Origin of the sequence: Paeniglutamicibacter antarcticus (assembly GCF_039544305.1) — a bacterium.
Lineage (GTDB): Bacteria > Actinomycetota > Actinomycetes > Actinomycetales > Micrococcaceae > Paeniglutamicibacter > Paeniglutamicibacter antarcticus_C.
On record NZ_BAABLK010000028.1, the window covers coordinates 18,567 to 44,953 of the forward strand.

Consider the following 26,387-nt stretch of genomic DNA (forward strand, 5'->3'; position numbering starts at 1 on the left):
AGCGGCGTGCAGCCCCAGCCCGTGGGCACCAGCCTGTGAAAGGGGCGGGGGTGTCGGTTAGGTTTGGTCCATGACGAAACCACAGGGTGTCGGCCCGTACGAAAAAATCACCCAACGCCCCTGGCCGGAGTGGGTCGCACTGATCGATTCGATGGGCGGCCGGGAGCTTGCCCACCCCGAAATCGTCCCGCTGGTCCAGGGGGAAATCGCGCACCTGGAAATGAAGAACCACGGCTGGTGGGCGCAAGGCATCACCATCGCCTACGAACAACACATTGGTCGCCGCATCCCGGGCCAGCAGGGCGATGGAACCTTCGCCTCCAGCGCCAGCAAGACGGTGTCCGGCTCGATGGATGAGGCGCTCGCCGCCTGGATCGAGCTGGTGGACGCGTGCAGCTCGTTCAACAATCTGGAGGTGAGTGAGGAACCGACCACCTCCGCCACCGAAAAATGGCGCTACTGGCGCTGCGGGCTGGAAGACGACTCCCGCGTCAACGTCACGGTCAACGAGTCGGCCCCCGGCAAATCACGGGTCGCGGTGCAACATGCCCGGCTGCTTTCTCCCGAGGCCGCGGCCGAGTGGAAAGCCTTCTGGAAGGAACTGCTCGCCGGACTATGAATCGTCGGGGGCAGGGGGCCATCCAGCAATCCGCGCCGGACACCGATCCTGCTATTGCCAGCGGTACTCGTACTCGGGCCGGCCGCGGGTGCCATGGCGCGGGGACTTGACGGCCTGCCCGGTCTCGGCCAGGTGCTCCAGATAACGCCGGGCCGTCACCCGGGAGAGCGCGAGGGATTCGGAGACCTCGGTGGCCGAGAGCGCGGCGCTCGCCGAACGCAAGGTGGCCGCTATGGCGCCCAGGGTCTCGGTGATCAGGCCCTTGGGCAACGGGGCGGGACCGACGGAACGAAGCGCGGCAAAGGCATTGTCGATCGAGGCCTGCGAGGCAGGCTGCCCGCCGGTTCCGAGATTGAACCGGAACTGCCGGTAGTTCCCCAGCTTTTCGCTGAACGCCGCGAAGCCGAATGGCTTGATCAGATACTGGGTCACGCCGGCGGAAATCGCGGTGCGCACCACATTCAGGTCGCGGATTGCGGTGATCGCGATGATGTCCACGGTGTTCCCCCGCCCGCGCACCCGACGGGCGACATCCAGCCCGTGCAAATCCGGCAGGTTCATGTCCAACAGCACCAAATCGATCGGGGAACCTTCGCGCTGCGCCCGGTCGAGTGCGGCAAAGGCCTCGGTGCCGCTGTGGGCGATCGAATGCACGCTGAAGCCCTCGACCCGGGTGACGAATTTGGCGTGTGCTGCTGCGGTCATCGGCTCGTCATCCACCACCAGCACGCGAAGCAACCTGGGGGTATCCATGGGGTCCGGGGAACTCCTTCTGCTTGGTGCCACGGTGCGGGCGGTAACGTTCGGCGGTGCGGGTGCGGGCCTAGGCAGGAGGAGCGACGGCACCGCGAATGGCCAGCGGGAGGGTCACCGTGAAGATGGCCCCTGCATCATTATCCACTTCCAGGCTTCCGCCGAGCCGTGCCACCGCCTGGCGGACCAGCGCCAGGCCGAGGCCGCGCGAACCTCCCTCGGCGGAAACCGGCTTTGAGGAGACCCCCATCCGGAAGAACTCCTCGATCAGGTCCGGGTCCACCCCGGGCCCCGAATCGGCGATGGAAATGACCACGGAGTCCTCATCCGCGGCGAATTACGCCCACACGCGGCGCAGCTCCGATCCGACAGCGGCATCGAAGGCGTTATCGAGCAGGTTTCCGGTGATGGTCACCAGGTCGCGGGCATCCAGGGCGCCGGTGGGCGGCCTGCCCGAGGCGCTCATGCTCAGGGTGATTCCCCGCTCGTGCGCCTGTGCGGCCTTGCCCACCAGCAACGAGGTCAGGTACGGCTCATCGACGGCCAGCACGAACTCGTCGGTGAGCCGCTGGGATTCCTGCCGGTCCGCCACCGCAAACTCCAGGGCCTCGTGCGACTTGCCGAGTTCGATCAGGCTCGCCACGGTGTGCAGCCGGTTGGCGTGTTCGTGGGTCTGGGCACGCAGCGCCTCGGTGAGCGTGCGCATTGATTCGAGCTGCCCGGTCAGCGCCTGCACCTCGGTGTGGTCACGCAGGGTGGCCACGGTGCCCAGCGAGCTTTCGACATGGCGCCGCCGCATCGGCCACGGAACCCGCGCCCCGGGATCCGAGTCCGGTTGCTCGGCATTCTGCTGTGAAATGACCAGGACCCGGTCGTTGGTCAAATGGATTTCATCGGTGGCGCGCCGTCCCGAGGCGAAGAGCCCCTCCACGGTCTCGGGCAACCCGAGCTTGGTCACCGGCAGGGGGCGCAGGGAACCGGCGGGCGGCAGGCCCAGCAGGCCGGCCGCCTGGTCGTTGTACAGGACCAGGCGCTTGTCGGCATCCACGAGCACCAGTCCTTCACGCAACGAATGCAGGGCGGAAAAGTAGTAGGCGTAGAGCCGGCGCAGTTCCTCGGGCCCGTATCCCAGAGTGGCCCGGCGCAGGTATCTGCTCAGCGCGTAGGTGAACACCCCGCCCAGGCCCACGGCCAACAACCCCACCAACAATGTTGCCGGAACCAGGGCCGCCTGGGTGACTCCCAGGGATTGCAGCGTCACCCCGACGGACACCATGGCGGTGACGTTTCCGGCGGCGTCGCGGATCGGTGCGATCGCCCGGACCGAGGGGCCCAGCGTGCCGGCGTAGTCCTCCACGTGGCTTTGCCCGGCCAGTGCCTGGGAGATGCTTCCGACGTACTTTCGCCCGATCTCCCCGGCCCGCGGGTGGGTGTAGCGGGTGCCGTCTAAGTCCATGACAGTCACAAAGTCCACCGAGGCGTGGGCCAGCAGTTCTTCGGTGTAGGGCTGGAGCCGGTCCGAGGGGTCCGCGGCGTCAACGGCCTGGATCACGTAGGGATCCAGGGAGAGGGTCTCCGCGACGGAGAGCACCCGCGCCTGGGCGGAATCGTGGGTGTTGGACCGGGCATTGAGGTAGCTGGCGGTGCTGACCAGCAGCACGACCAAGGACACCAGGGACAGCTGGGCGATAAAAATCCGGGTTGCCAACGAATACGGGGAGCGCCGGGTCCGCGGGCCACGGAGCCCGGCCCGGGGGTGCGGCGATGGCTGTGGCATTGGTCTCGCCTCCATTTGCGTCGGGTGGGAACAGGCCGCTCGGAGCGCTGTGGTCATGGCTCGCCCGGCGGCGTGCCATGACCATTATGAACACAAGAAGCCCAACGCACGCTCCTGCAACCACCATGGATGAAGTGCACGTCACACCTGGGGCCACCGGCCCCGGCATCGAACATTGACCAGAAGGAGCCAACGCATGGCAACGACGTCTACATCGACCGGGGTCTTGGACCGGGATCCGGCCGGGAACCAGGAACCACCGGCCAAGAAGGATCGCACCCACTGGCTGTACATCATGGTGATCGTCGCCGTGGTCGCGGGCGCGGCCATCGGGCTGCTGGCCCCGGAGGTGGGCAAGGCGCTCAAGCCGCTGGGCACCGGATTCGTCGCGTTGATCAAGATGATCATCGCCCCGGTGATCTTCTGCACGATCGTGCTGGGCATCGGATCGATCGCCAAGGCCGCGACGGTCGGCAAGGTCGGCGGGCTGGCGCTTGGCTACTTCATCACCATGTCCACCTTCGCCCTGGCCATCGGCCTTTTGGTGGGCAACCTGATTCACCCCGGTGCGGGCCTCAAACTGGAAAAGTACGAGGGTGCAGCCGCCGGCGGCAACGCGACGGTCGATTTCCTGCTCGAAATGATCCCCAAGGACATCCCCGTGCTGCCCACCTTGGTGCTGGCGCTCTTCGTGGGCTTCGCCCTGCAGTCGATGGGAAAGTCAGGCGAGCCGGTGATGGGCGCCATCAAGAACATCCAGGGCGTGGTCTTCCGCATCATGATGATGATCATGTGGGCAGCGCCCATCGGCGCTTTCGGTGCCATCGCCGCCGTCGTTGGGGCGACCGGCTGGGCAGCCATCGGTTCCATGGCCATCCTCATGGGTGCCTTCTACGCGACCTGCGCGCTGTTCATCATCGTGATCCTGGGTTCGCTGCTGCGCGCCGTGACCGGGTTGAACATCTTCTCGCTGCTGAAGTACCTGGCACGCGAATACCTGCTCATCTTCTCCACCTCGTCGTCCGAATCCGCGTTGCCGCGCTTGATCGCGAAGATGGAGCACGCGGGGGTTTCCAAGCCGGTCGTCGGGATCACGGTTCCCACCGGATACTCCTTCAACCTTGACGGCACCGCCATCTACCTCACGATGAGCGCGCTGTTTGTCTCCACCGCCATGGGCATGCCGATGAACATCGGTGAGCAGATCTCGCTGCTGGTCTTCATGATCATCGCCTCCAAGGGCGCCGCCGGTGTCACCGGTGCCGGTCTTGCTACCCTCGCCGCGGGCCTGCAGTCACACCGCCCAGAACTTCTCGATGGCATGGGCGTGATCGTGGGCATCGACAAGTTCATGTCCGAGGCGCGAGCGCTGACCAACTTCACCGGCAACGCCGTTGCGACGTTGCTGATCGGCAAGTGGACCAAGGAAATCGACATGGAGCAGGCCCGTGCTGTGCTGGCCGGGGACCGCCCCTTCGACGAGCTATCGCTGACCGCCAACGAACACTAGGAAATCCCTGCCCGCACCCGGCCGATGGCGACTACAGCGGGGGAGCCGGAATGCGAGGCCCGTCCGCCGTGCCCGTTGCTGCGGGCACAGGCGACGGGCCTTCCCCATGGCATGCCGGAAGCCGGGTAGCAACATTGGACCTCAACTTCAAGGTAAAGGCTCGCCGAAACCTTGTTTCGGCAATCGACCCCGCGAAACATATACCCTAGAACACAAGAAGCCAACCAGATCGCACAACGAACGGAAGCGTGGTTCATACCGTGAGCGAGGAACAGGGCAGCAAGGCGCGAGGTGCGGGTTTGCTCAAGGAGCCAACCCCTTTGGGTCCTACCGGTCGCCCGATGACGATTTTCCCCGAACCGGCGCCACTGGAATCCCACGGCCCGGCCCGCGTGATCGCCATGGTCAACCAGAAGGGCGGGGTCGGAAAGACCACGTCCACCATCAACTTGGCCGCGGCCCTGGCCGAATTCGGCCGCAAGGTGCTGCTCGTGGACTTCGACCCCCAAGGTGCCCTCTCCGCAGGCTTCGGGACCAACCCCCACGAACTCGACGTCACCGTCTACAACGTGCTGATGGACCGCAAGGTCGGGATCCGCGATGCGATCCTGGAAACCGACGTGGAGAACGTTGACCTGCTTCCGGCCAACATCGACCTTTCGGCCGCCGAGGTCCAGCTGGTCAACGAGGTCGCCCGCGAACAGGTGCTGGAGCGCGCGCTGCGTTCGGTGACGGACGACTATGACGTCGTGCTCATCGACTGCCAGCCGTCGTTGGGCCTGCTGACGGTCAACGCGTTGACCGCGGCCCACGGAGTCATCATCCCGCTGACCGCGGAGTTCTTCGCGCTGCGCGCCGTGGCGCTGCTGGTGGAAACCATCGAAAAGGTCCAGGACCGGTTGAACCCGGCACTGAGCATCGACGGAGTGCTGGCAACCATGTACGACCCACGCACCCTGCACGGGCGCGAAGTGGTGGGCCGGCTGGTTGAGGCGTTTGGCGACACGGTATTTGAGACGGTGATCCGCCGGACCATCAAGTTCGCCGATGCCAACGTCGCCGCCGAGCCGATCACCTCCTACGCGACCAACCACCCCGGGGCCGAAGCTTACCGCCTGCTGGCCAAGGAACTGATCTTCCGTGGCGGCGCCCCGTAATGACGGCACCCGCCGCCGAACCCCTGGCCACCGAGCAGAATCCAGCAGAGGATTCCGCCGGTGGCTTTCGGGTTTCGCTGGAGAACTTTTCCGGGCCCTTCGACCTATTGCTCTCGCTGATCGCCAAACGCGAGCTGGACATCACGCAGATCGCGATGTCCGAGGTCACCGACGAGTTCATCGCCTATATCAAGGAACTCCAGGCACGCTCCGGGGTGACGTCGCTGGATGAGACCACCGAGTTCCTTGTCATCGCCTCCACGCTGCTGGATATGAAAGCCGCCCGGCTGCTGCCCAACACCCTGGCCGAGTCCGAGGAAGACATGGCGGTGCTCGAGGCACGCGACCTTCTCTTTGCCAGGTTGCTTCAATACAAGGCCTTCAAGCACGCCGCAGGATGGATCAGCGGGAAACTGCACGACGAGGCAACCAGCTTCCCGCGCCAGGCCGGGCTCGAGGCGCACTTCGCTGCGCTGCTGCCCGATCTGGTGTTCAAGACCACCCCGGACGCGCTGGCGGCACTGGCCCTCGCGGCGCTGGCACCCAAGAAACCGGCGTCAACCGAGATAGGCATCGCGCACCTGCACGGAGGCACCGTATCGGTGCGCGAACAGGCAGGGCTGATGGCCGCGATGCTCAAGGATGCCGGCTCGATGGCGTTTGGCGAACTGATCGCCGATGCCACCAGCCAGCTCATCGTCGTTGCCCGGTTCTTGGCGCTGCTGGAGATGTACCGCGAGGCGGTCATCGCCTTTTCGCAGGACGCCCCGCTTGATGAGCTGCTCGTCCGCTGGATCCATCCCCAAGTGAAGTGGGAACCGGGCGCGCTGAGCGAGGAATACGGTCCGGTTGCAACCCGGGAAAATGAGATTTCCGCCACAGAAAACCCACCCGCACCGGGGGAAAACCTATGAACCAGCCAGCAGCAACGCGCGCTCCGCTCACACCGCAGGATGCCGGCGCCGCCGGCGCCGAGGTCGATTCACTGCCCGGGGGACTGGCAGCGGGTATCGAGGCCGTGCTGATGGTGATCGATGAACCCATCACCGCCGCACGCCTCGCGACGGTGCTTCGGGTCGGTGAGGAACGCGTCACAGCGGCCTTGCAAAGCCTGCGGGATGCGTATGATGGTGGGGATACACCACGCGGTTTTGAGCTGCGTGAATTGGCCGGCGGCTGGCGCATCTTCTCCCGACGTGACTTTGCTCCCTTCGTTTCACGCTTCGTCATCGACGGCCAAACGGCAAGACTTACCCAGGCAGCGCTGGAAACACTGGCGGTGATCGCCTACCGGCAACCGGTCTCCCGCGGCAGGATCGCGGCGATTCGCGGGGTCAACGTCGATTCCGTGGTGCGTACGCTTCTCACGCGCGGGCTGATCCACGAAGCCCCCGACGATGGTGAAAGTGGGGCCACGTTGTATCAGACCACCTCTTACTTTCTGGAAAGATTGGGACTGGGCAGTATCTCCGAGCTGCCCCGACTCTCCCCGCATCTTCCCGGTGTGGGTGACATCGACGACTACGACGTTGATTCGCCCTGGCAATCGGCGAACCACGAAACGACATAAGGACAGATGATGACCCAGGGATCCCGCCCAAACCGCGGCAACCAGCGCCCGCAAGGCTCCGGCAGCGGCCGTGGAGCAAGCGGTGCTGGCCGTTCAAAGCAAAACCCACGTTCCTCCGACTCGCGTCCGGGCTCCGAGCGCGGAACCGAGTCCTCGGCCGGTTCCTGGTCCAAGTCCCACGGCGGACCGAAGCAGTCCAAGAAGTCCGGGGCGCCGGCCAAGAAGTACTCCGGCCCCAAGGCCTTCGGCAAGGAACGCTTCGGCCAGAACCTGGGCCCGGTCAATTCCGAGCGCACCAAGCCCACCCAGCGTGCCCGTGCAGCAGCGGCCCAGTCTGACCTCGAGGGCGTGCGCCTGCAAAAGGTCATGGCTAATGCGGGGGTGGCATCGCGCCGCGTCTGCGAGGAAATGATCGCCGCCGGCCGCGTCGAAGTCAACGGCTCCCTAATCACCGAGCTCGGTGTGCGCGTGGATCCGGAGCGCGACGCGGTGCACGTCGATGGTATGCGCCTGCAGCTTGATGCGGAGAAGCGCTACTTTGTCTTCAACAAGCCGCGCAACGTCGTCTCCACGATGGAGGACCCCGAGGGCCGTAAGTGCATCACCGACTTCATGCGCAAGAAGAGCCAGGAACGCCTCTTCCACGTCGGACGATTGGACTACCAGACCGAGGGCCTGCTGATCCTGACCAATGACGGCGAAGCAGCCAACCGGCTCGCCCACCCCTCATTCGAGGTCCCCAAGACCTACCTAGTCCAGGTCCGCGGCCCGATGGCCACCGGTATCGGCGCGCAGATGAAGAAGGGCATCAAGCTCGAAGACGGGTGGGCCTCGGTCGACTCCTTCCGCCTGATCGACTCGACCCCCGGGTACGTGCTCGTGGAAGTTATTCTGCACTCCGGGCGCAACCGCATCGTCCGCCGCCTCTTTGAGGAGGTCGGCCACCCGGTGACCCGCCTGGTCCGTGTACAGGTCGGCCCGATCCGCCTGGGCGACCAGAAGCAGGGCACCATCCGCCCGCTGGGCAACCAGGAAGTCGGACACCTGCTGGCAATGGTGGGGATGTAACCCCATGCCCACCACGCACCTTGCCGGACCTGTACTGGTCATCGGCACCGGGCTGCTGGGCACCAGCGTCGGGCTGGGGCTGAGCACGCGCGGACTCAGCGTCTGGCTCTGCGATCCCTCACCCAGCGCGCAAACCATCGCGCAGGACATCGGCGCCGGCACCATCCTCGTTCCCGGGCGTCCGCTGGCCCCGGAGCTCGTGGTGGTTGCGGCGCCGCCGGATGTCACCGCGGCCGTCGTCGCCCAGGCGCTGCTGGACTTCCCGATGTCCACCGTCATCGACATCGCCAGCGTCAAGGGCTCGATCCTCGAGGCCGTGCGGGCCGACGGGCGGATCACCGATGAGCACCTGGCCCGCTACGTGGGCACCCATCCGATGGCCGGGCGCGAGCGCTCCGGCCCGGCCTCGGCCCGCGGCGAGCTGTTCACCTCGATGCCTTGGGTCGTGTGCGCCCACTCGGGATCGCGCGGGGACTCGGTGAAGACCGCCGAGGCCCTCGCCATCGACCTGGGTGCCACCGTCTCAAGGATGAACGCGGCCGACCATGACGACTCAGTTGCCTTGATCTCGCACTTCCCCCAGGTTGCCTCCTCGTTGATCGCCACGAGGCTGCTCAACGCCACGGGCCACTCGCTGGCCCTGGCGGGCAACGGTTTGCGCGACACCACCCGGATCGCGGCCAGCGACCCGAAGCTGTGGATCCAGATCCTCAGCCACAACGCCGGCTCCCTGGTGCCGATCCTGCGTGGCATGCACGTGGACCTCGAACGGCTCATCTGCACGCTGAGCGATCCCGGTGCTTCCGGGGCCCTGCTTGACCTCGCCGAATTGATGGGGGAGGGCAACGCCGGGCAGGCACGTATCCCGGGCAAGCACGGTGCTCCGCCGCAGGCCTTTGCTCTGGTCACCGTTGTGGTGAAGGACAAGCCCGGGCAGGTCGCCAAGCTCCTGATGGAGATTGGCGATGCGGGAATCAACGTCGAGGACCTACGGGTGGAACACTCTGCCGGCCACCAGGTCGGCCTTGTCGATGTCTCGGTCATCCCGGGACGACGCGAAGAATTGATCACGGTGCTCAGCGCACTTGGCTGGAAGGTTGCACAGTAATGCACAAACTCACGGTGGCCATCGACGGCCCCTCCGGAAGCGGCAAGTCATCGGTCTCCAAAGAGGCCGCACGACGCCTGGACGCCGCGTACCTGGACACCGGTGCGATGTACCGCGCGGTGACCTGGCACGCCCTTGACGCGGGCACGGATTTGACCGACGCCGACGCCGTGGCCGCAGCGGTCGTTGCGGCGGACCTGTTCATCTCCACCGACCCGGATGTGGAAAAGGTGACGATCCACGGCACCGACGTCACGCAGGCGATCCGCGAGCCCTTCGTTTCTGAGGCCGTCTCCGCGGTGGCAACAAACCTGGCCGCACGCAAGGAGCTGGTGGCCCGGCAGCGCACCATCATCGCCGCGCACCCGCGTATCGTGGCCGAGGGCCGGGACATCACCACAGTGGTGGCCCCGGACGCCTCGGCCCGGATCCTGCTCACCGCATCGGAGGAAGCACGGCTGCGCCGCCGCGGACTGCAGCTTGGCGGGACCCAGTCCGCCGCCGAGCTGCAGGCCCAAGTGCTTGCCCGCGATGCCAAGGACTCCACGGTGGTGAACTTCCAGGTGGCCTCCGACGGTGTGGCGACCGTGGACTCCTCGGAGTTGGATTTCGAGCAAACCGTGGTGACGGTGCTCGAGGCCATCAAGGCCCAGGCCTCCTAGAGGCCACCGACGGGGGCGATCCGCCAGGAAACGGACCCCCCCCATATCCCCGCCGGGATGGCGGTGCGAAAGCGCTGTGAGAACCGGTGGGGCAGACATGCTTGAATTGATACCGGCTTCCGCGTTTGGTGGAGGCACGCAACGCAAAGGAACCACACATGAGTGAGAGCCTGCTTCCGGGTGACGGGGACGAATACCAGCCCGTCAACGACGACCAAATAGCCGACCGCATGGCCGAGATCAGCGAGGAGGACGCCGAGGCACGCGCCGCATCCCTGCTGGCCGGACTTGGGGACTACGAGCTGGATCCCGAGGACGCCGAACTGCTGGCGCACCTGGACGATGACTTCGATGACGACGCCGACGCGGTCATCCCGCCGGTCGTGGCCATCATCGGCCGTCCCAACGTGGGCAAGTCCACGCTGGTCAACCGCATCCTGGGCCGCCGCGAGGCAGTGGTGGAGGATGTCCCGGGCGTGACCCGCGACCGCGTCACCTACCGGGCCGAATGGCTCGGTAAGGACTTCACCATCGTTGACACCGGTGGCTGGGAGCACGACGCCAAGGGCATCCACGCCCGCGTTGCCGAGCAGGCCGAGATCGCAGCGGACGTTGCCGACGTGATCCTCTTCGTCGTTGACTCCCGCGTCGGGGCTACGGCCACCGACGAGGCAGTGGTGAAGATGCTGCGCCGGAAGAAGAAGCCGGTGCTGCTGGTGGCCAACAAGGTCGATGACGCGAACCAGGAAGCCGACACGGCATTCCTCTGGGGCCTTGGCTTCGGCCAGCCTTGGCCGGTCTCGGCCCTGCACGGCCGCGGTGCCGCGGACCTGTTGGACGCAGTGGTTGCCAAGCTTCCCGAGCACTCCGCCTTCGGCGGGGTCATCCCGCGCGGCGGCCCGCGCCGCATTGCGTTGATTGGCCGCCCGAACGTGGGCAAGTCCTCGCTGCTGAACAAGATGGCCGGATCCGAGCGAGTTGTCGTTGACAACGTTGCCGGCACCACCCGCGACCCGGTCGACGAGCTCGTCGAACTTGGCGGGGAGGTCTGGCGATTCGTCGACACCGCAGGTATCCGCCGCCGCCAGCACATGGCGCAGGGCTCGGACTACTACGCCTCGCTGCGCACCCAGGCCGCCCTGGAAAAGGCCGAGGTGGCCGTCGTGCTGATGGCCGTCGACGAGGTCCTCTCCGAGCAGGATGTGCGCATCTTGCAGATGGCCATCGACTCGGGCCGTGCGCTGGTTCTCGCGTTCAACAAGTGGGACCTGATGGACGATGACCGCCGCCGCTACCTCGAGCGCGAGGTTGAAACCGACCTTGCGCACGTTGAGTGGGCACCGCGGGTGAACATCTCGGCGATGACCGGATGGCACAAGGACAAGCTGGTCCCTGCCCTGCACACCGCCCTGGAATCATGGGACAAGCGCATCTCCACCGGCAAGCTCAACACCTTCCTGGGCGAGCTCGTGGCGGCCCACCCGCACCCGTTGCGCGGCGGCAAGCAGCCACGCATCCTCTTCGGCACCCAGGCGTCCTCGCGGCCACCGCGTTTTGTCCTTTTCACCACCGGTTTCCTGGATCCCGGGTACCGGCGGTTCATTACCCGCAGGCTTCGGGAGACCTTCGGTTTCGAGGGAACACCGATCGAGGTTGCGATGCGCGTTCGTGAAAAGCGCCAGCGTTCGAAGTAGCCAAAAAAGTAGGGTAGGGTAATCACGGAGCTTTTCGCAGACGGCACCTTCACTAAAATGAGGGAGAACGGCTGCGGAAGCAACCGGGCTATGGCGCAGCTTGGTAGCGCGCCTGACTGGGGGTCAGGAGGCCGTGGGTTCGAATCCCGCTAGCCCGACCGGTCAAAACCCCGGCAAACCGACGAAGTAGCGTTGGGTTGCCGGGGTTTTTCCACGTCCAGGGACAATCGCTCCACGCATGCCCGAGCGTCACCGGCAGGCATATGCCTTTTTCAGGGAAAGCCGCGGAGCAAACGCAAAGGAGCACCACCCAAATCGCCACCGCTAGGGTCGGCGGGTCCTGGTGGAGCGCCTGGGGCACGCCCAGGAAGGCTCAGCGCCTAGACGGTGGGGCTGCCCCCATCGAATTCATCGCCTGTCTTGGGTGGCCTCCGGGGGGTGTCGCCCGTTCCTGCATCGTTGGCGGAAGTGGGGCGACGTGGCGGTCGGTGGTTCCCCGGTCCCGGGTTTCGCGCCTTCATTTCGGATTTCATGGGCTTCATCTTCTGTCCCCGTGAATGCCACAGGTGCCAGAACGCGGCAATGCTGATGAACAACACCAGGCCGGTGATGGCTCCGCCGATGCTCCACGAAGGGAACCACGTCGCGCTGATGTCGATCATGTTCCTGGCCTTGGCGGCAGCGGCTGAGGGATTGGCATAGATGCTCAAGGTCAACAGGTTGGGAATCGCTACCAGAACCGCAGCAAGTACGATGACCGCCTTCCAGAGCCATGACACCTTCTTGTAACGCGCCTGCCAGGCAATCAGCAACGGAACAAAGGTAAAGACGAATCCATAGACCAGGCCAAGGACGATTCCACTGGTCAGCGATCCCTGGGTCTGGTCCGAGATCCGGGTGGCCCACCAAACGGGCATGAACAGGCGCACAACGAAGTACAGGAGCACCAACAAGGCAAGCGCAGCGGCTCCCAATCCAAGGCGCAAGCCCCAGTGCGGCTTGCGCCCGGATTCCCCGGAGGCGGTTCTCTGGCGGGGGACTCGGTCCTCGGAATCTGGTATGACTGCATCATCCCATGCCGACCGCGAAACCCTTCAGATCCACCACGTCCGTATTCCCGAAAACAAGACGGCGACTAGTAAGCTAATCTGGAGGTGTGACGATTGCCCGATTTGGGGTGGGACAACGTCCGAAGGGAATTATGAGAGAGATTTTTGGGAGGACCGGAAATGGCTGAAGCTCAGGTGCCTAACCAGCAGCACGAGACATCATCCGAAACAACGGGAATTGCATTGCCACCGGTGACGCGTGAACCAGTTGTTTTCTTTGGCCTGAGTCCTGAAGAACGCGCCGCAGTTTCCGCCTTGCCACAAGGTTCCGCGCTTTTGATTGCGCACTCCGGACCGAACCAGGGCGCACGCTTCTTGCTGGATCAAGACAGCACCCAGGCCGGGCGCCACCCGGACGCGGCTGTTTTCCTTGACGACGTCACGGTTTCGCGCAAGCACGCGCTGTTCATTCGCGACGCCGAAGGCTTCCGGCTCGTTGACAGTGGTTCATTGAACGGAACCTACGTCAACAACGACCGCGTGGACTCGGTGCGATTGGCCAACGGATCTGAAGTACGGATCGGCAAGTACCGCCTGACCTTCTACAGCTCGTTGCCAAACAACCCGGCCAACACCCGCGAGTAAGCAGGACAACTTCGTGAATCAGGCAGCCCGAAATCCCCGACTGGCCGTGGTGTCCGGCGATACCCAGCGCGCCGTTGCGCTCAATATCGGTGAGGTGCTCTCGGAACTTCATGGAGAATTCCCGCAGGTGACTGCCTCGAAGATCCGCTTTCTCGAGGAGAAGGGCCTGCTGACTCCGCAACGTACCTCGGCCGGCTACCGCAAGTACCTGCCTGACGATGTGGGTCGACTGCGTTTCATCCTGGGCTTGCAGCGGGACCAATACCTGCCGCTGAAGGTCATCAAGGACTACCTGGACGAAGTCGATCGGGGAGAGCGCCCCGATCAGCTTCCCGGGGGCCACACATTGGCGCCGCGGAGCATCAGCGAGCAGATGACCCAGGACCTGGTCGCCCGCACCCGCCCGGTCACCAAAGCCGAGCTGCAGGGCCTGAGCGGAGCCGGCGCCGAACTCGTTGAGGACCTGTTGGCCTTTGGCATGATTGTGCCCGAGAACGACCGCTTCGATGAACATGCCCAAAAGATTGCCGCGGCTGCCGCGGCACTGGCGGCACACGGCATCGAACCGCGCCACCTGCGTGCCTTCCGCGCTGCCGCGGACCGTGAGGTCGGGCTTGTCGAACGGGTCGTGGCACCCCAGATGAGTCGAGGCGACGTGGCATCCCGGGCCCGGGCGGCAGAAACCGCTCGGGAAATCAGCGATGCATGCATGGCGTTGCATGGTGCACTGGTCAACGGTGCGATTGCCAAACTGGATCATTAGGTCGGCCAAAGGCGGCTGCAAGTTGCGGCCGCTTGGATAAGGAGCGAACCATGCTTGAACTTGAAGTCGTGGGAGTTCGCATTGAACTTCCCTCCAACCAGCCACTTGTCCTGCTCAAAGAATCCGATACCCAGCGGCACCTTCCGATTTGGATTGGCGCTCCGGAGGCATCGGCCATTGCCATGTTCCAGCAGGGGATCGTGCCACCACGGCCGCTGACCCACGACCTCATGATTTCGACCCTGGAGTCGCTGCACGCGCCGCTGCTACGCGTGGAGATCGTCTCGGTGCTCAACGCTGTCTTCAGCGCCGAATTGGTCTTCGCCGATAACGTGCGCGTCGACGCCCGGTCCTCGGACGCGATCGCCCTGGCGCTGCGCACACCTTGTCCGATCCTGTGCGACGAGCAGGTGCTGGATGAAGCCTCGGTAATGGTTTCTGATGACTCCGAAGTTGTCGAAGGCCAGGAGGATCAAATGCGTGAATTCCGCGAATTCCTCGACGAGGTCGAACCGGAAGACTTCGATAAATAGACGGCCGTCCGCGACACGCCTCAAGTAAAGCTTGAAGGTCTTTGACGCGGCCCCAATGTAGTCGTACCGTCGAAGCATAAGTTTCCCAAGGTTTGCCACGCAACGGTGTTCGGTTTCACTCGCAACGGAGTCGTTCCTCAGCCAGGCAGTCCTCTTTCCCTCACGGGGATGCTTGAGCAAGGAGATTCCAATGAATCCCACGGACGACGATTATGCGAACTCAATGATGCCTTCGGCTTCCCAGCGCAATACCCAAGGGCTTCTCTTCACCGAGGATCTGCCGGTGCTCGATGAGGATGCCGGATACCGCGGCCCCATCGTCTGCAAGGCAGCAGGGATCACCTACCGCCAACTGGACTACTGGGCACGCACGGGCTTGGTGGAACCGGCAGTGCGAGGAGCCAGCGGATCCGGCTCCCAACGTCTCTACGGGTTCCGCGACATCCTGGTGCTCAAGGTCGTGAAACGGCTCCTGGACACCGGTGTATCGCTGCAGCAGATCCGTTCGGCGGTCGAACACCTTCGCGAACGCGGAGTCGAGGACCTCGCCCAGATCACCTTGATGAGCGACGGTGCCTCGGTATATGAATGCACCTCCGCTGATGAGGTCATCGACCTGGTGCAGGGCGGGCAAGGCGTCTTCGGTATCGCCGTGGGGCGCGTGTGGCGTGAGGTTGAGGGATCTCTGTCGCAGCTGCCCAGCGAACGTGCCACAGACTTCCCTGGCGACGAGCTGGCCGTGCGCCGGGCAGCAAAGCGTTCGGTCAGCTAGAACCCCGGGGCAAGCCAAAAAGTCTTGCAGGGACGGTACCTGTTGGTGCGGAGCGCTCAAGCGCACACGAAGTTGACGGGTACCATTTACTTTTTCACCGGTGGGCATGTTCGTAGTGGACAGGCCGCCACCCAACAAGGAAACCGCTTCGTTCCCACGAAGCGGTTTCCTGCGTTTGGGAAGGGTACGCCGAGAGCGCAAGCCCGAGAGCGCTAGGTGCGCGGCGGCTTCCGCGCGGTGTCGGTGATGTTGCGCAACAGCTGGTCGAAGAGTGCTGCGGTCTTCTTTGCAGGCTTGCCCGGCCACTGGTGAACGGAGTACGCAGCACCCTGGATCTGCTGCCAGTCGGCGAACTCCGGCAGCTCCGGGCTCAACATCGAGGAACCGAACATCGAACGCATCTCCGCCAGACGGAAGCGGTGCTCATCGGAGTCCGGGCGCACCCGGTTGGCGATGACATCGATCCGGCCCAGCTCCGGTGCATACTCCTTGCGGAACATCTCCAAGGCACGCTGGGTGCGTTCGGTTCCCGCCACGGAGAACAACGAGGGTTCGGCAACCAGAAGGATGCGCTCACTGGCGCTCCAGGCCATGCGCGTCAGCCCGTTCAGCGAAGGCGGGCAGTCAATGAGCACCAGAGCGTAACCCGAGGTCTTGGCAAGAAGCTGCGTGAGCCGGCGCAGGTCGCGTGCACGCAGGTCGGGTCGGTCGTAGATCCCTGCGTAGGCGTCGCCGACCGCCACGTCGTGCACCGGGACCCTGGTCAAGGACCGCTTGGACACGGCCTTGGCCTGCCACGAGCTGGAAACGATGTTGTCGGCCAGGTTCGTCTTGCGCGAAGCCTTCAGCATCCGGCCGATGGTCAACTTGGAGTCGACGCGTACGCCCAGGCCGGTGCTGGCATCCGCATGGGGGTCCAGATCGATGACGAGCGTGGGGATACCAGCTGCGAGAGCGGCCGACGCGAGCCCCAACGTAACGGAGGTCTTGCCTACGCCACCTTTAAGGCTGCTAATGCTCACTACCTGCACGGAACGGACCACGTCCTTTTCTACTGTTAGTTTCTCGCGAGTTGATGAATGGTTCCCATAACATCATAATCGGCTTCCGCTTCCTTTGCGGCCACCCTCCCGAACGACCGGTTGACACCACTGTTTCGTGCTTGACGCAATCTTTTGCCGCGTGTGCAGCCGATCACGGTAGGGTGTGGATTTGGGACGCCGGAACATAGGCGTCGACCAGTTATTAGGCGCGGGCCGCACCCTAGGCACGTGTGCTTTTTCATCCTTTTATCATTCGCAGGAGCGCCATGTTTAAGAAGATCTTGGTAGCCAACCGAGGCGAGATCGCAATTCGCGCCTTCCGTGCCGGCTATGAGCTGGGCGCGAAGACCGTCGCCGTGTACCCGTATGAGGATCGCAATTCGATCCATCGCCAGAAGTCCGACGAGGCCTACCAGATCGGTGAAGAAGGACACCCGGTCAGGGCATATCTCGACGTCGAGGAGGTCATCCGCGTTGCGAAGGAAGCCGGCGCCGATGCCATCTACCCGGGATACGGGTTCCTCGCCGAAAATCCCGACCTATCACGCGCTGCTGCCCAAGCAGGCATCAAGTTCATCGGCCCTGCTGCCGAGATCCTTGAACTGGCGGGCAACAAGGTGGAGGCCTTGCGGGCGGCCCGCAAGGCGGGCATCCCGGTACTGAACTCCTCCGAACCCAGCTCGGACGTCGAGTACCTCACCGCCGAAGCCGACAAGATCGGTTTCCCGGTCTTCGTCAAGGCCGTGGCCGGCGGCGGAGGGCGTGGCATGCGCCGCGTTGACACCCGAGAGCAGCTGGCCGAATCGCTCTCTGCAGCCATGCGCGAAGCTGCAAGCGCCTTTGGCGATGACACGATGTTCGTCGAACAGGCCGTGTTGCGCCCACGCCACATCGAGGTCCAGGTCCTGGCCGACGAGCACGGCAACGTCGTGCACCTTTTCGAACGCGACTGTTCGCTTCAGCGCCGCCACCAGAAGGTCATCGAGATCGCTCCGGCGCCGAACCTGGAGGAGGGCATCCGCCAAGCGCTCTACAAGGATGCGGTGAAGTTCGCCAAGGCGCTGAACTACCAGAACGCCGGCACCGTCGAGTTCCTCGTCGACACCGAGGGCGAACGCGCCGGAGAGCACGTGTTCATCGAGATGAACCCTCGCATCCAGGTAGAACACACCGTCACCGAGGAAATCACCGACGTCGACTTGGTGCAGGCTCAGATACGCATTGCCGCAGGCGCCACTCTTGAAGAGCTCGAGATCCGCCAAGACGAGCTGAAGATCCGCGGCGTAGCCATGCAGGCACGTATCACCACCGAGGACCCGGCCAACGGCTTCCGCCCGGACGTCGGGACCATCACGGTCTACCGTTCGGCAGGCGGCTCCGGGGTGCGCCTTGACGGCGGAACCATCTACACCGGTGCCGAGGTCTCCCCGCACTTTGACTCGATGCTGGTCAAGCTCACCTGCCGCGGCCGCGACTTTTCAACCGCCGCGACCCGTCTGCGTCGTGCGCTAGCAGAATTCCGCATCCGCGGCGTCACCACGAACATCCCATTCCTGCAAAACGTGCTTGACGATCCGGCGTTCCTGGCCGGGGAAGTCGCCACCGACTTCATCGACAAGCACCCGGAGTTGCTGGCGGGGCGCAAGTCCCAGGACCGTGGCACCAAGGCGCTCTCTTTCCTTGCGGATGTGAGCGTCAACCAGCCCCACGGCGAGCGTGTAGAGGGCATCGATCCGCGAAAGAAGCTGCCTTCCTTCCCGGGGGACAAGACCTCGGAGCCAGACCGAAGCCCGTTTGACGGACCCTCGGAGCAAACACCGGCAGCCGGCTGGCGCCAGCGCTTGCTGGAACTGGGTCCGGAAGGGTTTGCCAAGGCACTGCGTGCCGAAACGGCCGTAGCCCTCACAGACACGACCTTCCGTGATGCACACCAGTCGCTGCTGGCCACCCGCGTGCGTACCCGGGACCTGCTCGCCGCTGCACCTGCTTACGCCCACGTGCTGCCGCAGCTGTTCTCCATGGAGGTCTGGGGCGGAGCGACCTACGACGTGTCCCTGCGCTTCCTGGGTGAGGACCCGTGGCGCCGCCTGGCGCTGCTGCGCGCCGAGCTGCCCAACATCCCGCTGCAGATGCTGCTGCGTGGACGCAACACGGTGGGCTACACCCCGTACCCGACGGAGGTCACCGATGCGTTCGTGAAGGAAGCCGCTGCCACCGGCATCGATATCTTCCGCATCTTCGATGCGCTCAACGACGTCTCGCAGATGGCACCGGCCATCAAGGCGGTCCGTGCGACCGGGACCGCGGTTGCCGAGGTGGCCCTGTGCTATACCGGGAACCTGCTGGATCCCGCAGAAGACCTGTACACCCTTGAGTACTACCTGGAGCTGGCCCAGCAGATCGTTGACGCCGGGGCACACATCCTGGCGATCAAGGACATGGCCGGGCTCTTGCGCCCTGCCGCGGCAGCCAAGCTGGTCACCGCTCTGCGCGAGCGCTTCGACCTTCCGGTGCACTTGCACACCCACGACACCGCGGGCGGCCAGAGCGCAACGCTGATGGCAGCCATCGACGCCGGGGTGGACGCGGTGGACGTCGCGGCGGCATCGATGGCGGGGACCACATCCCAGCCCTCGGCCTCCGCGCTGATCGCGGCACTGGAGAACACCGAACGCGATACCGGGATCTCTTTGGAGGCTGCGGCATCGTTGGAGCCCTACTGGGAGTCCGTTCGTGCCATGTATGCACCGTTCGAGTCGGGGCTTGCCGCCCCGACCGGCCGCGTCTACCGCCACGAGATCCCCGGCGGACAGCTCTCGAACCTGCGCCAGCAGGCGATCGCGCTGGGCCTGGGGGAGCGCTTCGAAGCCATCGAAGACATGTACACCGCGGCCAACGCGATCCTGGGCCGGTTGGTCAAGGTCACTCCGTCTTCCAAGGTCGTCGGCGATTTGGCCCTGCAGCTGGTGGGCATGGGCGTGGACCCGGCAGAATTCGAGAAGGATCCGGCCTCCTTTGACATCCCGGACTCCGTCATCCAGTTCCTCTCCGGGGAACTGGGCGATCCTCCGGGGGGCTGGCCCGAGCCGTTCCGTTCCAAGGCCCTGGAGGGCCGCGTCGTGCGTCCGCGTGTCGAAGAACTTTCGCCCGAGGACTCGGCGGCGCTGAACGGAGAATCGGAAACCCGCCAGCGAACGCTGAACCGCCTGCTGTTTGCCGGCCCGACGCGTGACTTCGAGGCAACCGTTGAGGCCTACGGCGACGTGTCAACGCTGCATACCCGTGACTACCTCTACGGGCTGGTCAAGGGTCGCGAACACGTTGTCTCACTGGGCAAGGGGGTGCGCCTGCTGGTAATCCTGCAGTCGATCTCCGAAGCCGACGACAAGGGCATGCGTACCGTCACCGTCCTGCTCAACGGCCAGCCGCGGCAGATCATGGTCCGCGACAACCAGGTGGAATCCACCGTTGTCGTGGCGGAGAAGGCCGACGCATCAAACCCGAACCACCTCGCCGCGCCGTTCGCCGGCGCCGTCACCCCCCAGGTCGCCGTGGGTGATCGCATTGAGGTGGGCGGCACCGTGGGCACCATCGAGGCGATGAAGATGGAAGCCGGGATCACCTCCACGGTGGCTGGTACCGTCTCCCGCCTGGCCATCACCGGCACCTCGCAGGTCCAAGGAGGCGATCTGCTGATCGTCGTCGATCCGGCTTAGCGGCGGGATCGTCCGGCCCGAACCGGCGCGGAAGCCGCACAAGCGGCAACTAGCATGAGGATGGCCCCACCCGCCCCGATCCGGGGCGGGCCGGGGCCATCCTCATCTGCATGCTAGGGTGCGAAATGCTGCTGGAACCACCAGCGGAACGTATCGGAGGGCGGTGGGCCGGGAATGGTCCATCGTCGCAGGAAACAAGGGGGGCCCATGGCTGGCAAATGGAGCGGGTATATTGCCCGGTGGCTCTCGAAGCGGGCCGGGAAACCGGCCGCGGATACCGGACCGGCCAAGGAAACTGATTCGTCCCCGAATCAGACCGCCGAGATTCCAGCGGATCCCGCAACGACAGCGCCAAACGAATTCGAGGAACCGCCGGGACCCGAGATCGCCACGGCGCTGGAAGAAACGAATGCCACGTCACCGGAAACAACGAATGCCACGTCACCGGAAACAACGAATGCCACGTCACCGGAAACAACGAACGAGGCAAATGCCGATGCAGCCGATGCTGAGGGCGGTGCCCCGGCCGATGGCCAGCCCGGTGAGCCGGGCTCCGAGAGCTCCGAGATGCGCGCTCTACCCGGCGAAGGAGCGCCGGCAACGGCACCGGTTCCGGTCACCGGAGCCGAACCGGGAACCCGCAGCCAAAAGGTCGTCACGTTGGTCGCGCTGGGGGAACATGCCGGCACCAGGACCGTGGCAGCAGCTATGGCCGGCAGAGCCCGCGGCAAGGGGTGGACGCTGCGCACCAGCGGTCCCGGCCTTACCCGTGCGGCATTCTCCGGGATGCTCAACGGCACTGACGCCGTGGTGCTTGTAGCACCGCCCGAACCGGAAGCCACCTCGGTACTGCGTGAAAAGCTGGACTGGTTCGAGGCCAACAACCGTCCCGCGATGGCCGGGAAAACCGTGTTCGTGATCAACTTGGGTGCCTCGCACCAGGAGTCGGGCGACACGTCGGGCCTCCAGCTGCCGGCCGATCTGGAGCGCCCGTTGGTGCTGCTGCCCTATGACCCGGCGCTCTCCTCCGGGACACCGGCGAGGGCCCCGCGCCGGGCAGCACGCCGGGCACTGGACCAACTCATCGAAGAACTTTCCACCATCTTTCAGGAGCACTAGGAACCCATGGCACATTACGACCTGGCAATCATCGGATCTGGATCCGGGAATTCGCTGATCACCGAGTTCTGGGACGACAAGAAAGTGGCGATCATCGACTCTGGCGTCTTCGGCGGAACCTGCCTGAACGTCGGCTGCATCCCCACAAAGATGTTCGTCTATCCCGCACAACTGGCCCAAAGCGCCGCAGAAGCCAAACGCCTCGGCGTGGACCTGGACTTCAGCGGGGCCAACTGGCCCGAGATCCGCGACCGTATCTTCGGGCGCATCGACGCGATCTCTGAAGCCGGCAAGAACTACCGTGCCCACGAGCTGGAGAACGTGACCCTCTACACCGAGCATGTCTCGTTCGTGTCGCCCAACGAGTTGCGCACCGCCAGCGGACAGAGCATCACCGCTGAGAGGATTGTCGTTGCCACCGGATCCCGCGCCACCCTGCCCGATGCCCCCGGCATCGACCTCCCCGGGGTGCACACCTCGGACAGCATCATGCGCCTTGATGCGCTGCCCAAGTCCCTGGTGATCCTCGGAGGCGGTTATATCGCCAGTGAATTCGCTGCAGTGTTCTCCGCACTGGGATCCGAGGTGATCCAGGTCAACCGTTCCGGTGCATTGATGCGCAAGCAGGATGCCGACATCACCGCGGCATTCACCCAGGCAGCGGCCAAGCGCTGGGGCGTTGAGCTCAACGCTAACCTGCGCGGCATCACCAAGCAGGGGGATGGCCTTCACTTGGAATTCGCCCGCGGGAGCGAATCCCTGGTGCTGGAGGCGGACACCGTGCTGGTGGCCACCGGGCGGCGGCCGAACACCGACGCACTGGGCGTTTCCGGGCTCGGCTTCGACATGCGCGAGGACGGCTCGTTGATCGTCGATGAGTACCAACGCATACTCGCCTCGGGAACACCGGTTCCGGGACTCTTTGGCATGGGGGATGCGGCAAACACCGAGCAGCTCAAGCACGTGGCCAACCGTGAGGCACGCGTGGTATCGCACAACCTTGAAAACCCGCTGGCGATGCGGCCCATGGATCGCCGGGCAGTTCCGGCGGCGGTGTTCAGCATCCCGCAGATCGCATGCGTTGGATTGAGCGAGGAACAAGCGCGGGCCGAACACGGAGAGGACGCTGTACTCAGCGTCATCCAGGACTTCGGGTCCACCGCCTACGGGTGGGCGATGGAGGACGGCGAAGGCATCGTGAAGCTGGTGGCGCACAAGGAAAGCGGACTGCTGCTGGGAGCGCACATCATGGGCCATGAAGCTGCATTGCTCATCCAGCCGCTCATCCAGGCGATGGTGACGGGGTTGGACGTGAGCACCATGGCGCGGGAGCAGTTCTGGATCCACCCGGCGCTGAGCGAAGTGGTGGAAAACGCGTTGCTGGGCCTCGGGGTTCCTGCCCGCGGGGACGACCCGCTCTAGACCGGGGAGCGGCGCACCGCAGCCGGCGGGCAAAAAAGTGCCTGTGTGGACACCGTTTTGGTGTCCACACAGGCACTTTGCCGTTCAGGCCAAAAAGGTGGCTACGCGCGCGGTTTGGCGCCTGAGTAGATCTCCTCGACCACCGAGTCGTAGTCCTTGAGCACCTGTCCGCGCTTGATCTTCAGCGACGGGGTCAGGTGGCCCGAGTCCTCGGTGAAGTCGGTGGGCACGATCCGGAACTCCTTGATGGCCTCGGCGTTCGAGACGCTGGTGTTGGCCTTCTTGACCAACGCAGTAATCGCCTCCAGGACCTGGGGCAGTTCGGTGGCCTGGGCCATGGTGGTGCTCGCCGACAGCTGGTGGCGTTCCAGCCATCCTGGGAGCGCTTCCTCGTCCAGGGTGACCAGAGCGGAGATGAACGGGCGTGCATCGCCGAGCACCACGCACTGGGAGACCAGGGGGTTGGCCCGAATCTGGTCCTCGAGCATTGCCGGAATCACGTTCTTGCCGCTGGCGGTGACGATGATTTCCTTCTTGCGTCCGGTGATGCGCAGGAAGCCCTCGTCATCGAGCTCTCCGATGTCCCCGGTGCGGAACCAGCCGTCGGTGAAGCTTTCCTCGGTGAGGTCAGGACGGTTGTAATAGCCGCGCATCACGCAGACGCCCTTGGCCAGGATCTCCCCGTCTTCGGCGATTTTCACGCCGTTGCCAGGCAGGGGCCGTCCCACGGTCCCGATTTTTAGGTGTTTGACGGTGTTGACGGTGATCGGCGCCGTGGTCTCGGTCAGTCCGTAGCCCTCCAGGACGGTGAGTCCGATGCCGTGGAAGAAGTGGCCCAGTCGTTCGCCCAGAGGGGCTCCGCCGGAAACCGCGTGAACGACCTTCCCGCCCATCGCGGCACGGATCTTGGAATACAGCAGCACGTCAAAGACCTTGTGCTTGAGCTTGAGGCCCAGGGGGACCTTGCCGTCCTGCTCGGCACGGGAGTGAGCGATGGCGGTGGCCGCACCGGCGTGGAAGATCTTGCCCTTGCCGCCGTCCTCGGCCTTGAGCATCGAGGAGTTGTACACTTTCTCAAAGACGCGCGGCACCGCGAGGATGAAGTTCGGCTGGAATGATTGCAGATCACCCATCAGGTTCTTCACATCAGGGGTGTGGCCCACCCGGACCCCGGCGGCCACGCAGAGCACCGAAATGTACCGGGCGAAGACGTGTGCCAAGGGCAGGAACATGATGGTCGCGGCGCCGGGGTAGACGCACTCGGGAAGGGTCGCCGCGGCGTTGTCGCTTAGTTCGACGAAGTTCGAGTGCGTCAACTCGCAGCCCTTGGGGCGTCCGGTGGTGCCCGAGGTGTAGATGATGGTGGCAATCGAGTCGAGGCCCGCGGCGGCACGGCGCTCTTCCAAGAGCGCGTCGTCGACGTCGTTGCCGGCCTCGCGCAGTGCATCGAGCCCGTTTCCGTCGATTTGCCAGATGTGCTTGAGGTCGTCCAGGCCCTCCTGATGGGCGGCTTGGCTCACAACCTTCTCGTGGCGCGGTGCCTCGACCACGACCGCGGTGGCGTGGGAATCACCCAGGGTCCAGGCGATCTGGCTGGGGGAGGAGGTTTCGTAGACCGGAACCGTGATGCAGCCGGCGAACCAGATCGCGAAGTCGATCAGCGTCCACTCGTAGCGGGTGCGGGCCATCAAACCAATGCGGCCCCCGGGCTCGATTCCCGAGGCGATGAACCCCTTCGCCAGGGCGGCGGCATCGGCAGCGAATTCAGAAGCCGGGATGTCGATCCAGGTTCCGGCGGGGCCTGGCTTCGAGAGGAGCACCGGGTTGGCCGCGGACCGGGCATGGCGCAAAAGCAGGTCGGTGATGTTGGTTTGTGGCGGGTTTATCACCATCGGGGGGACTATCATTTCCTGCATTTGGAGCTCCTTAGGTTCCGGGGTGGGGCTATCGAGGCCTGCCAACCCCCTAATTCCCCTTGCCACCTATCATAGTGGTTCGAGTCACATTGTTTACTCACTAGTAACTTACGGTGATTTGTCCGGGCGCGCAACAAACCTCGCCGATGCGGGCCGGCGGTACGCATCGGCGCGAGGAAGGCACCGAAGCTAGACCCGGGCTCCGTCGTCTCCTTCGTTGCGGTGGCGCGGCAACTTGGCAAAGAGGAACACCGTGGCGGCAACAGCCAGCACCACCAGCCCGATCCACAGCGGCGTGGGCGCTCGCCGCCAGAAGATCGCCAGCAGCAGCAAGGTGATCGGTGCCCCAGCGGCACACACCCATGCCAGGGTCGTCAACGGGTTTCCTGATCCCAGCGCCGGAGGGTCATCGGGGATGAACTCGCCGTCGTCGGGATCCCCGGACCCCTCGTAGTCCCGGGGGCCGGTCAGCGCCGGGTGCATCCTGAAGAGCTGCGGGTCGACGCCGTGAGGCGCTTCGCCGGTGGTGCGATCCGTTGGCCCTGGATCTGCTGCGGGATCCGATTCCAGCCTGCGGGCCAGGTCGTCCCACACGGCATCGTCGGAATCGCCGGACTCGGCCGGCTCGTGAAACGGGTTGGTCATGGCCTGTGCGTGTCCACTTCCTGGAAGAACTCGATGGAACGGGCGAAAATTTCTTCCGCCTCATAGTCAAGCGTGGCTACATGGTAGCTGCGCGTCAACCGTTTCACCTCAAGGTGGACACGGGCATCGAGCCCGGCCACCAGGGTGTCGAAACTGGATTCGGGAACCACATGGTCCAGATCCGAGCGAAAAACGATCACCGGTGCGGTGATCCGCGGCAGCTTTGAGATGGTCTCCTTGAAGAGCTTGCGCAGCTCGTGGACCCCTGCCACCGGAGTGCGGCCATAGGCATGCTCGTCGCCGCCGGGCTTGGCGATGTCATTGGCGATGCCCGGCACGCTGGGGGACAGGAAGCGCAAGAACCCGGTAAACGGTGCCAGCGGGGACTCGATGGTCAACCCGGGGTTCACCAGCGCCACCCCCGCCACCGCATGGGTCGAGGCCAGGTTCAGCGCCAGGGCCCCGCCCATCGAGAGCCCCGCGACGAAAACGCGTTCGTGGGTGGCGGCCAGTGCCGCGAACCGCTGGTGCACAGCATCGAGGATCTCGGTGTATTTCTTGGTGGCCAGGTCCTGCCAGGTGGTGCCGTGGCCGGGCAAAAGCGGTACGTCGACGGTGTATCCGGCTTCGGCAAAGGCGTTGGCCCACGGCAACATGCCCGCCGGGCCAGCGGTGAATCCGTGGATCACCAGCACCGCCTGGCCGTTGGTGCCGTCGTGGTGGAACGGTACGTTGGGGCCGGAAGCGGCCGTCGGTGTCTTTGGCATCTCTAGCGTGCTCCTAGGCGGATCAAGGGGAAGCGCCAACGTATTGCACGGGCACCTGAGTCGTGCCGAGTGTGACCGT

At 64.7% G+C, this 26,387-nt stretch carries 24 protein-coding genes and 1 tRNA gene; 17 read left to right on the forward strand and 8 right to left on the reverse strand.

All coding sequences use genetic code 11. The annotated features are described in order from the left end of the window. Nucleotides 1-70: 70 nt before the first annotated feature. Nucleotides 71-619 carry a hypothetical protein gene (locus ABEA12_RS09140; protein WP_210101261.1) on the forward strand — a complete coding sequence of 183 codons (549 nt, stop codon included), beginning with the start codon at nucleotides 71-73 and terminating at the stop codon, nucleotides 617-619. 51 nt (nucleotides 620-670) lie between these two features. Here the strand turns inward: ABEA12_RS09140 and ABEA12_RS09145 are convergent, their stop codons facing one another. From ABEA12_RS09145 to ABEA12_RS09155, 3 genes are all read right to left on the reverse strand, one after another. Continuing rightward, nucleotides 671-1,372 carry a response regulator gene (locus tag ABEA12_RS09145; RefSeq protein ID WP_210101260.1) on the reverse strand — a complete coding sequence of 234 codons (702 nt, stop codon included), beginning with the start codon at nucleotides 1,370-1,372 and terminating at the stop codon, nucleotides 671-673. A gap of 70 nt (nucleotides 1,373-1,442) precedes the next feature. After that, nucleotides 1,443-1,688 (reverse strand): ATP-binding protein, encoded by a 246-nt coding sequence (locus ABEA12_RS09150; RefSeq protein WP_345467776.1) that lies wholly within the window; start codon nucleotides 1,686-1,688, stop codon nucleotides 1,443-1,445. Between the two features lie 21 nt (nucleotides 1,689-1,709). Further along, on the reverse strand, nucleotides 1,710-3,149 hold the full coding sequence (locus ABEA12_RS09155) for a sensor histidine kinase (RefSeq protein WP_345467779.1): 1,440 nt from the start codon (nucleotides 3,147-3,149) through the stop codon (nucleotides 1,710-1,712). 196 nt (nucleotides 3,150-3,345) lie between these two features. Between ABEA12_RS09155 and ABEA12_RS09160 the strand changes: the two genes are divergently transcribed. The 9 genes from ABEA12_RS09160 to ABEA12_RS09200 all read left to right on the forward strand — a co-directional run bounded on the left by ABEA12_RS09160 (nucleotide 3,346) and on the right by ABEA12_RS09200 (nucleotide 12,076). Then, nucleotides 3,346-4,659 (forward strand): cation:dicarboxylate symporter family transporter, encoded by a 1,314-nt coding sequence (locus ABEA12_RS09160; protein WP_345467782.1) that lies wholly within the window; start codon nucleotides 3,346-3,348, stop codon nucleotides 4,657-4,659. 260 nt (nucleotides 4,660-4,919) lie between these two features. After that, on the forward strand, nucleotides 4,920-5,816 hold the full coding sequence (locus tag ABEA12_RS09165; protein WP_425571765.1) for a ParA family protein: 897 nt from the start codon (nucleotides 4,920-4,922) through the stop codon (nucleotides 5,814-5,816). Beyond that, nucleotides 5,816-6,730 carry a segregation and condensation protein A gene (locus ABEA12_RS09170; protein WP_210101259.1) on the forward strand — a complete coding sequence of 305 codons (915 nt, stop codon included), beginning with the start codon at nucleotides 5,816-5,818 and terminating at the stop codon, nucleotides 6,728-6,730. Before ABEA12_RS09165 ends, ABEA12_RS09170 begins: the two co-directional genes overlap by 1 nt. Next, on the forward strand, nucleotides 6,727-7,386 hold the full coding sequence (scpB, locus tag ABEA12_RS09175; protein WP_210101258.1) for an SMC-Scp complex subunit ScpB: 660 nt from the start codon (nucleotides 6,727-6,729) through the stop codon (nucleotides 7,384-7,386). The genes ABEA12_RS09170 and scpB overlap by 4 nt, the downstream gene beginning before the upstream one ends. 9 nt (nucleotides 7,387-7,395) lie before the next feature. Continuing rightward, nucleotides 7,396-8,454, forward strand: coding sequence for a pseudouridine synthase (locus tag ABEA12_RS09180; RefSeq protein WP_210102601.1), 1,059 nt, complete (start codon nucleotides 7,396-7,398; stop codon nucleotides 8,452-8,454). 4 nt (nucleotides 8,455-8,458) lie between these two features. Beyond that, complete coding sequence (locus tag ABEA12_RS09185) at nucleotides 8,459-9,562, forward strand: prephenate dehydrogenase (protein ID WP_210101257.1); 1,104 nt, start codon at nucleotides 8,459-8,461, stop codon at nucleotides 9,560-9,562. Beyond that, nucleotides 9,562-10,224, forward strand: coding sequence for a (d)CMP kinase (cmk, locus tag ABEA12_RS09190; protein ID WP_210101256.1), 663 nt, complete (start codon nucleotides 9,562-9,564; stop codon nucleotides 10,222-10,224). Before ABEA12_RS09185 ends, cmk begins: the two co-directional genes overlap by 1 nt. 158 nt (nucleotides 10,225-10,382) lie before the next feature. Next, the gene (gene der, locus ABEA12_RS09195) at nucleotides 10,383-11,918 is read left to right on the forward strand and encodes a ribosome biogenesis GTPase Der (protein ID WP_210101255.1); all 1,536 of its coding nucleotides are present in this window, start codon (nucleotides 10,383-10,385) and stop codon (nucleotides 11,916-11,918) included. An 84-nt stretch (nucleotides 11,919-12,002) separates the two neighbouring features. Further along, a tRNA-Pro gene (locus ABEA12_RS09200) sits at nucleotides 12,003-12,076 on the forward strand. A 222-nt stretch (nucleotides 12,077-12,298) separates the two neighbouring features. Here the strand turns inward: ABEA12_RS09200 and ABEA12_RS09205 are convergent. Next, nucleotides 12,299-12,904: a hypothetical protein gene (locus tag ABEA12_RS09205; protein ID WP_210101254.1), complete on the reverse strand. Its 606-nt coding sequence runs from the start codon at nucleotides 12,902-12,904 to the stop codon at nucleotides 12,299-12,301. A gap of 243 nt (nucleotides 12,905-13,147) precedes the next feature. Here ABEA12_RS09205 and ABEA12_RS09210 point away from each other — a divergent pair, with 243 nt between their 5' ends. The 4 genes from ABEA12_RS09210 (at nucleotide 13,148) to ABEA12_RS09225 (ending at nucleotide 15,680) form a co-directional block, all read left to right on the forward strand. Then, on the forward strand, nucleotides 13,148-13,612 hold the full coding sequence (locus ABEA12_RS09210; RefSeq protein WP_210101253.1) for an FHA domain-containing protein: 465 nt from the start codon (nucleotides 13,148-13,150) through the stop codon (nucleotides 13,610-13,612). A gap of 46 nt (nucleotides 13,613-13,658) precedes the next feature. Beyond that, nucleotides 13,659-14,375, forward strand: coding sequence for a transcriptional regulator FtsR (ftsR, locus tag ABEA12_RS09215; protein ID WP_210102600.1), 717 nt, complete (start codon nucleotides 13,659-13,661; stop codon nucleotides 14,373-14,375). Nucleotides 14,376-14,425: 50 nt separating this feature from the next. Then, a complete protein-coding gene (locus ABEA12_RS09220) occupies nucleotides 14,426-14,908 on the forward strand; it encodes a bifunctional nuclease family protein (protein WP_210101252.1) in 483 nt (160 codons plus the stop codon). 223 nt (nucleotides 14,909-15,131) lie between these two features. Beyond that, nucleotides 15,132-15,680 carry a MerR family transcriptional regulator gene (locus ABEA12_RS09225; protein WP_210102599.1) on the forward strand — a complete coding sequence of 183 codons (549 nt, stop codon included), beginning with the start codon at nucleotides 15,132-15,134 and terminating at the stop codon, nucleotides 15,678-15,680. A 212-nt stretch (nucleotides 15,681-15,892) separates the two neighbouring features. On the opposite strand, the gene ABEA12_RS09230 is transcribed toward ABEA12_RS09225, so the two are convergent. After that, nucleotides 15,893-16,711, reverse strand: coding sequence for a ParA family protein (locus tag ABEA12_RS09230; protein WP_210101251.1), 819 nt, complete (start codon nucleotides 16,709-16,711; stop codon nucleotides 15,893-15,895). 278 nt (nucleotides 16,712-16,989) lie between these two features. On the opposite strand from ABEA12_RS09230, the gene ABEA12_RS09235 reads away from it, so the two are divergent. The 3 genes from ABEA12_RS09235 to ABEA12_RS09245 all read left to right on the forward strand — a co-directional run bounded on the left by ABEA12_RS09235 (nucleotide 16,990) and on the right by ABEA12_RS09245 (nucleotide 22,980). Next, the gene (locus tag ABEA12_RS09235) at nucleotides 16,990-20,439 is read left to right on the forward strand and encodes a pyruvate carboxylase (RefSeq protein WP_210101250.1); all 3,450 of its coding nucleotides are present in this window, start codon (nucleotides 16,990-16,992) and stop codon (nucleotides 20,437-20,439) included. 207 nt (nucleotides 20,440-20,646) lie between these two features. After that, complete coding sequence (locus ABEA12_RS09240; RefSeq protein WP_210101249.1) at nucleotides 20,647-21,558, forward strand: superantigen-like protein SSL4; 912 nt, start codon at nucleotides 20,647-20,649, stop codon at nucleotides 21,556-21,558. A gap of 6 nt (nucleotides 21,559-21,564) precedes the next feature. Then, nucleotides 21,565-22,980: a mycothione reductase gene (locus ABEA12_RS09245; protein WP_210101248.1), complete on the forward strand. Its 1,416-nt coding sequence runs from the start codon at nucleotides 21,565-21,567 to the stop codon at nucleotides 22,978-22,980. A 101-nt stretch (nucleotides 22,981-23,081) separates the two neighbouring features. Here the strand turns inward: ABEA12_RS09245 and ABEA12_RS09250 are convergent, their stop codons facing one another. From ABEA12_RS09250 to ABEA12_RS09260, 3 genes are all read right to left on the reverse strand, one after another. Beyond that, nucleotides 23,082-24,896 (reverse strand): AMP-dependent synthetase/ligase, encoded by a 1,815-nt coding sequence (locus tag ABEA12_RS09250; protein ID WP_210101247.1) that lies wholly within the window; start codon nucleotides 24,894-24,896, stop codon nucleotides 23,082-23,084. A gap of 189 nt (nucleotides 24,897-25,085) precedes the next feature. Next, nucleotides 25,086-25,541, reverse strand: a complete 456-nt coding sequence (locus tag ABEA12_RS09255; RefSeq protein WP_210101246.1) for a hypothetical protein — start codon at nucleotides 25,539-25,541, stop codon at nucleotides 25,086-25,088. After that, nucleotides 25,538-26,308, reverse strand: coding sequence for an alpha/beta hydrolase (locus ABEA12_RS09260; RefSeq protein WP_210101245.1), 771 nt, complete (start codon nucleotides 26,306-26,308; stop codon nucleotides 25,538-25,540). Before ABEA12_RS09260 ends, ABEA12_RS09255 begins: the two co-directional genes overlap by 4 nt. Nucleotides 26,309-26,387 lie beyond the last annotated feature (79 nt).